This window comes from Microcystis sp. M061S2, assembly GCF_020245605.1.
Taxonomy (GTDB): domain Bacteria; phylum Cyanobacteriota; class Cyanobacteriia; order Cyanobacteriales; family Microcystaceae; genus Microcystis.
Genome location: NZ_JADBUP010000151.1, coordinates 1 through 7312 on the forward strand (window position 1 = coordinate 1; position 7312 = coordinate 7312).

The 7312-nt window shown below is 49.0% G+C and carries 6 protein-coding genes and 1 pseudogene; 2 read left to right on the plus strand and 5 right to left on the minus strand.

What is annotated here, in order from left to right; genetic code table 11:
* From IM475_RS21895 to IM475_RS21910, 4 genes are all read right to left on the minus strand, one after another.
* Positions 1–295: helix-turn-helix domain-containing protein (locus IM475_RS21895; protein ID WP_287729126.1), on the minus strand; the 295-nt coding region annotated here is incomplete at its 3' end.
* A 223-nt stretch (positions 296–518) separates the two neighbouring features.
* A complete protein-coding gene (locus tag IM475_RS21900; RefSeq protein ID WP_002799672.1) occupies positions 519–1124 on the minus strand; it encodes a hypothetical protein in 606 nt (201 codons plus the stop codon).
* Positions 1125–1868: 744 nt separating this feature from the next.
* Entirely contained in the window at positions 1869–4238 is a 2370-nt protein-coding gene (locus IM475_RS21905) for an arylsulfatase (protein ID WP_287729127.1), read from the minus strand.
* Between the two features lie 215 nt (positions 4239–4453).
* Entirely contained in the window at positions 4454–4762 is a 309-nt protein-coding gene (locus IM475_RS21910; protein ID WP_061430371.1) for a hypothetical protein, read from the minus strand.
* Positions 4763–5150: 388 nt separating this feature from the next.
* Between IM475_RS21910 and IM475_RS21915 the strand changes: the two are divergent.
* Together IM475_RS21915 and IM475_RS21920 are read left to right on the plus strand one after the other, a co-directional pair.
* Positions 5151–5814, plus strand: a pseudogene (locus IM475_RS21915) (RNA-guided endonuclease InsQ/TnpB family protein); the annotation flags it as partial.
* Positions 5815–5971: 157 nt separating this feature from the next.
* Positions 5972–6721 (plus strand): SIMPL domain-containing protein, encoded by a 750-nt coding sequence (locus tag IM475_RS21920; protein ID WP_287729128.1) that lies wholly within the window; start codon positions 5972–5974, stop codon positions 6719–6721.
* Positions 6722–6828: 107 nt separating this feature from the next.
* Here IM475_RS21920 and IM475_RS21925 read toward each other — a convergent pair.
* Positions 6829–7312 (minus strand): RNA-guided endonuclease TnpB family protein (locus IM475_RS21925; RefSeq protein ID WP_287729129.1); only part of this gene is annotated, 484 nt, incomplete at its 5' end.

Genomic DNA, 7312 nt, shown 5'->3' on the forward strand with positions numbered 1-7312 from the left:
GATACTTAGTACGACCAGCAAAGAAATTAGTAAAAGCTGTTTGTAAATGTCTTAACCCTTGTTGTAAAGGTACACAGCTAACTTCGTTTAAAAACTCTAATTCTTCTTGTTTTTTCCAATCGGTTAGCATTGAAGAAGTTTGAGCGTAGCCTACTCTTTCTTGTCTTTCGTACCATGCTTGTGTTCTGACATGGAGAGCTTTATTGTAAACTAATCTTACACAGCCCAATGTGCGCCGCAATAGCGACTCTTGTTCGGGTGTTGGGTAAAATCGAAACGAATAGGCTTTTTCCATGTCTCACATTTTAGCATATATTTCGTAAATGTGCTAATATTTAACAGTAAAGCCGCCGTAAAACGGCGGGGTTTCAGACCCAAATTTTCGATGAGATTAAAATCTCGCTCCTTGTTTTCATACTTGGGCTGAAGCCACAAGGCTTTCAACGGCAAGAATTTAGGTAACTCATGGGATTCTCCTAATCGCTAGATAAATTTACAGAAATAATAGAACATTAGTATTAATAACGTAGGGGTCCACCGTAACCACCGTATAAACCGACTCCGCGGGTACCGGCCCCCACCCCGTAAAAGCCAGGACCGACACCACCACCAACACCAATCCAATCGATAAATAGGGAAGTTGCCCCGCCGGCCTTGGGTAGAGTCCCTTCGATTAGCTTGTAGCTATAAATCAAGTCCTTGCCATCGATGACGGGATTGCTAATCTCGACGACAACTATAGTATTGTCTTGACGACCAGGTTCGTAGACTGAGAGGGTCGCATTGGGGGGATCGTTAGCAAAATTATCTTTTCCTGCCCTGGCTGTCCACTCATCCATATAGGCGGCCATGGTCAGATTACCAGCAATCCGGTTCGGGCGATCGGAAAAGTATAATGTCTGTTTGTTGACGTTCACCAAGCGAATTGTTTTTGTGACGGGATCTACCTGAATATCTTCTGCCGTTTGCACGAACATTAACTGCACTTTTTCTTGAGCAGGAGTAGTCTGGGCTACAGAAATATTGGGCATCCCCCAGCTAGTGATTGCCATGGCAGCTACTCCCAGAAAAAGTGTATAACGAAAACGCTTCAGGGATTTGGTCAATTGATGAGAATTTTTCATGATTGCTCTCCTTAATACCCAGTTTAAATAGACAACAGCTGATAGCGTTTCTCATCAAGATGAAGTATGACGGGATTTGGCGTCATCTCCGGACGACCAGCTACTGTTCCGGCGTTCCGCAGTTCCGTCCTTTCCTAAAACCAGAGACTTCCTACCTCACCATTAAGATAACGCTATATTTGATATTTCCAGTAATTTTCTTAGCCAATATTTAGACTAATTAGGGCTGGCTGAATAAATCTAAAAACCTTGTTGGATAAGACTTTCAGACTTTTTTGCCCTCAAAAAGTTCTGGGCATGGGAGTGATCGGGGGGAAAATTCAGGTACTTTTTCCCTGAAAATTAGGTAATTGACCACCTGAAAATCGGTAAAACCCCACACCCCACACCCTACACCCTGCCCCCACGCAAAAATTTTTGCCGCAAACCCTAGATAAAACTACCATTGCGGTTAGTTTTTGCTATAGAAAATCAAACCTCCTGGAAAAGTAAGTTATCGAGGCACTATCTGGTCAAAATATCTAAAAATTCCGATAAATTTGACATAATCTTAGATTTTATCGGTAGGATAGTTGTCTCTTGTCTTTTTTCTCCTCCTGTCTCCTATCTCCTGTTTCCTGACTCCTCACTAACTACGACAATTTTTGATTTTTGCAGGAGAGCTATTAAACATTGGCTCGCCAGCGATCGCGATTCCTCCCCTAAGACCGAATAAGCGAAACCGTCGATCGCAAGTCCCCTTTTCTACTGCCGGGCCATGATAATTTTCAGACGTTCCTCCTGGTCGATCAGGTGGTCATGAGCGTCCGTACCCACATCCAGTTGAACCCAACCGATCTTGCCGGTGAAACGACTGGTTTTCGAGGTATATTCCGCCGCTACGGGGGTACCGGATTCGTAGCCGATATCCGTGGTCTCGTCCGCAGAGAAAATAAAAGCCTGAGTTCGTTCTACCCGACCCGTACCCACCGGTTGACCGTCGTAGTAGAGGGTGACATTTCCCCCCCGTCCTAAACCACCGCCATCGTAGGCAAACTCCATCCGTACCTGATGCTTACCGGCCGGGATCGTCTCCGTCGCCTCGGTGACAAAACTTTGAATCCCCAGCACGTTATAGACGAACTTGGCTTTTCCGTCGTGGGTATAGACACTCCAACCACCGAAGCGGCCGCCTTGGGCGATAATCACCCCGTCCGCGCCTTCCGGGGGAATGTTCAGTTCCGCCGTCACCGAGAAGGATTTATTTTTGATGTTGATGACGCTATTTTCAGACAAACGCCCCATCCCGGCAAAGAATAATTGCGAGTTTCCCCGCACGAGGGTAGGCCGGCCAGCGGTGGCGGGATCGACCCGTTCCACTTGGCGATCGTCTAGGGGCAGTACATTATACTTAACCGCCTCGATCAGAAATTGTCGCTGTAGTTCGTGCAGTTTCTCTGGCATTTCCCGGGAGAGATCCCGAGCTTGCGTCCCATCCGTACTGCCGTCGTATAGTTCCCAGATATCATCGTCGAAAGGAACCATCGTCTGTCCAGTCATAATCCACGGGGTGCGGTGCTTGGTAATCGCACTCCAACCCTTGTAATAGATGCCCCGATTGCCAAACATCTCGAAATACTGCACATCGTGACGTTCGGGGGCGGCCGCGTCGTTAAAGGTATAAACCATATTCGTACCCTCGTAGGGACTTTGTAGGACACCGTTAACCATAGTCGGTTCGGGAATTCCCGCTACTGCCAACACCGTCGGGGCCACATCGATCAGATGACAGAACTGATGGCGAATCCCACCTTTTTCCCTGATGATTTTGGGATAACGAACAATCGTACCGTTGCGGGTCCCGCCCCAGTGAGAAGCGACCTGCTTCGTCCATTTGTAGGGGCTACTCATCGCCCAAGCCCAACCGACCGCGTAGTGATTATAGGAATCGGGCGCGCCGAAGTCATCCAGTTTCGAGAGGAGAAATTCCGGGGTTTCTAGACCCGCTAACCCGTTAAAGTTGGCCATCTCGTTAAACGCGCCCTGAAGCGTTCCCTCGGCGGATGCGCCGTTATCGCCGATGATGACGTAAACGAGCGTATCGTCGAGGATTTCTAGATTTTCTAAGGCTTGAATCACCCGTCCCACCTGCTCATCGGTATGTTCCAGAAAGGCGGCGTACACCTCCATCTGGCGCTCTAATACCGGCTTCAGGCGATCATCCATTTCATCCCAGGCGGGAATTTCGGCGTGACGGGGGGTGAGTTCGGCATTTTGGGGAATTACGTCCAGTTCTTTCTGTCGGGCAAAGGTAATCTCCCTCTGGTGATCCCAACCGTGAGCGAATTGGCCCCGATACTTGTCGATCCATTCCTTGGGGACGTGGTGGGGGGCATGGGTCGCGCCGGGGGCGAAGTACATAAAGAAAGGCTTATCGGAGGCGAGGGCTTTTTGTTGACTGACCCAAGCGATCGCTCGATCCGCCAGATCTTCGGTCAGGTGATACCCTTCCTCCGGGGTTTTCGGCGGTTCGATCGGGGTTGTTCCCTCGTACAGTGCCGGCTCCCACTGGTTATTCTCGCCACCGATAAAGCCGTAGAAATACTCGAATCCACCCCCGCCAGAGGGCCAAGCGTCAAACGGGCCGATCGGGCTGGTTTGCCAAACCGGTACCTCGTGGCACTTACCGAACTGCGCCGTGGAATAGCCGTTCAGCTTCAGGGTCAAGGCGAGGGGGGCTTTGGTGTTGGGACGAACGGAACTCTGCCCGGGGGCGGAGGTGGCGGTTTCGGTGATGTTGCCCATGCCGACCGAGTGATGATTCCTTCCAGAGAGCAAAGCCGCGCGGCTGGGAGAGCAGAGGGCAGTGGTATGAAAACGGGTATATTTTAGCCCCTGTGCCGCTAATCGCTCGAAAGTGGGGGTATTGCACGGGCCACCGAAGGCACTGGAGGCTCCGAAGCCCACGTCATCGAGCAGCACGATCAGCACGTTGGGCGCGCCGGCCGGCGGTCGGATATCTCGAATCGGGGGATAGTCAGTGTCCGGATTCTTCGCGTCGTAGGTGGTTAGACCGAAGGGGGTTAAGTCGGGAATCGGTAGAATTTGGCGTTGAATCGGCTTATCTTGGGACATCGTTCATTTCCTCCGGTAAATTTTTTCGAGAATCGATTAGGTCGAGAAATATTTAAATTTGTTAATTTCTCTTGACAGAATGCCTAATTTGTACTGTTGAAGCGCATCGTTCGGGCCATTGACTATCCTATCGCTTGCCAAAATCGATAATCTCTCGACTTTGCCAAAACTCGCACACGCTCGGCAAGATGGGGGATCAATCCCCCACGACGAGGTCATTCGGAAACGCGATTATTCCGTTGTGCCTCCCATAATTTCTGTTCGTCCCCCGGGGACAGTTTCGGACGGTTGACGGTAAGGGTTAATTTATCCAACGTACCGTTGAACCGGAAGGGAACTTGATAGTCTGCGTCTTCCACGGGAGTCCCCGTATCCGCGCCGACATCGAAGTTTTCGTCCCATTGAAGGATCAGGGGTAGAGTTCGCTCCATCTTTTGAGTCGCTACCGTTTGACCGTCCACTTTCAATACGCCAGTTCCACTCTGACCGATACCGCTTAGGTTGTTAAAAGCGAGCGTTCCCATGCCGAGGCCGTCGTAGGTAAAATCGAACTCCAGAACGTGTTTCCCAGGCGATAACGCGGTCGTTCCCTCCCAGCGCGGCCGTTTTAGGTCTACCAGATTCCAGAGGAAGACCGGTTTCCCCTTCAGCAGGTAAAATCCTTACCCACCGAAGCGCCCCCCCTGAGTGACGATCATGCCGTTCCCGCCATCGGCTGGAACTTCGACTTCGGCCTTGAAGTTATCTCAAATGTCGGGGTGAAGACCCGAAGCGCTTAGCGACGGGATGAAACCCCGACCAATATAAAACAGCGAAGCACGACACTTCGACAGAGCTTCGGTGGCCACTAAAATCTCGACAATCTCTGCTCTACAGTTTAACATAAAATAAGTTGTTTGAGGTCGATAAACAATGATTGTCTTAGAAATGAAAGCCGTGGTCAAACCAAGTCAGTGTTCTGCCATAGATGAAGCTATTCGTACAGTACAATTCATCAGAAATAAGGCTTTAAGGCTTTGGATGGATGCCAAACAAGAGGATAAAGTAGATAAATATTCTCTCAATAAATATTGTTCTCGCCAAACAGTTCAAGTTTGTCGATACTGTAAATTCTACTGCTAGACAAGCATCTGCTGAACGAGCATGGTCGGCTATTCCTCGTTTCTATGACAATTGTAAGAAAAAGGTTAAAGGTAAAAAAGGTTATCCTAAATTCCAAAAGAATAATCGTTCTGTGGAATATAAAAACTGTGGAGGTCAACTATCGGAGGATAGAAAGAAAATAACTTTCACAGATAAGAAAAATATTGGCACGGTTAAACTGAAAGGAACCAGAGACCTAAACTTTTACCCTATAGACCAAATTAAACGAGTTAGGATTGTTAAACGAGCAGACGGTTACTATGTCCAATTCTGTCTTAGCGTTGATATTCGGGAATATGCGAAACCGTTAGAGCCGACTAAAAGATGTGTGGGATTGGATGTAGGTTTAAAAGTTTTCTACGCTAACAGTGATGGGGAAACGGTAGAGATACCGCAATACTATCGCCAGGCAGAAAAAAGATTAAACCGTTTGACCCCCTCTTGCCCCCCGACGTCGGGAAGGGCTGAATAATCTTTGCTGTCAAAGCGCATCAACCTGACGCAAGAAAAATTTATTTTTGTAAATAATAATTTCAACTCGCTCGCTACTAGCATAGGATAGAAACGTCGAATTTTGAGGAGGAGTGACGATGAAAGACAGTTCTATATTCCGACGTTTCCCGCAGCTATTCGCGGGTTTGTCGGTGCTATCGATCGCTCTCGTCTTGAGTTCCTGGATAGCGGCGCGCTCCCTCTTAGCGGTGAAACGGGCCAGCGATGTTTTTGTCGTGACTGGTTCGGCAAAAAGGCCGATTACATCCGATTATATTCTCTGGCGTTTATCGGTTTCCAGTCAACAACCCACCGCCCGCGAAGCCTATCGCGATCTGATCCGGCAAACCGAGCGGATACGAGCTTATCTCAAAGAAAAACAAGTTCCCGACGACGCAATCACCACTAACGCGATCGAGACGATGGCGATTCCCCAAGTAACAGCTAACGGCCAGGAAACCGGGCAAATTCTTGCCTATCGCCTCAGCCAACGCTTCGAGATCCGAGCGGGGGATGTGGCCCGTTACACGGAACTTTCTAGGCAGGTAACGGAATTGATCGAGGAGGGAATTAGCCTCGTCTCTGAACCCCCCCAATACCTTTACACCCAACTCGATAAGCTGCGGGTGGAAATGGTGGCTGCGGCGACCAAGGATGCGAGAGCCAGAGCCGATGCGATCGCCAGTAGTACCGGCAGTCGGGTGGGAAGGGTGCGCGATGCGAAAACGGGAGTTTTTCAGATCACCTCGCGCAATTCCACTGACGTGAGCGATTCGGGAATTTACGACACCTCCTCGATCGACAAAGATATTACTGCGGTCGTTTCGGTGACGTTCGGGATCGAGTGAATTACAAGACAATCCTTAGTGCTGTCCAGACAGGGGAGCCTCTGTGCTAGAGCTAGACTTGACGTTGACATCCTCACCGCCGTAAAACGGACGGCGATTCCCAAACCTCACGATTTAGGCTTCGGCCGTGAGCTCAGCGTTCGACTGAGCTCACGCCGAAGTCCGAACGGTTTCTGCTTCTTTCCCGAAGGATTTTTCGCACCTGCCTTCACAGATTTACTCTGTTCTGGTCTTATGGTCGCTCCACAGACTGACACCGCAAGCCCTGCGGCCAAAATATTTTTACTTGCGTTAATATCTCGGTCATGGTGTGTCCCACAGTCTGGACAATCCCATTCTCGAACATTTAACGGCATTTTCTCAGCAATATACCCGCAATTACTACATCTTTTAGAGCTAGGAAACCATCTATCTATTTCGATGTAATTTCTTCCATACCAACGGCATTTATAGGCTAATTGTCTAGTTATTTCTCCCCAGCTTACATCAGATATTGCCTGAGATAATTTCGGGTTTTTGACCATATTCTTGACGGCTAAATTCTCAACCACAATCGTTTGATTTTCACGAACTAATTGAGTGGTTAGCTTA

Bases quoted from the DNA above. Each gene is read 5' to 3' on its own strand.
- IM475_RS21900 (WP_002799672.1), bottom strand. From the start codon at position 1,124: ATGAAAAATTCTCATCAATTGACCAAATCCCTGAAGCGTTTTCGTTAT.
- IM475_RS21905 (WP_287729127.1), bottom strand. From the start codon at position 4,238: ATGTCCCAAGATAAGCCGATTCAACGCCAAATTCTACCGATTCCCGAC.
- IM475_RS21910 (WP_061430371.1), bottom strand. From the start codon at position 4,762: ATGGGAACGCTCGCTTTTAACAACCTAAGCGGTATCGGTCAGAGTGGA.
- IM475_RS21920 (WP_287729128.1), top strand. From the start codon at position 5,972: ATGAAAGACAGTTCTATATTCCGACGTTTCCCGCAGCTATTCGCGGGT.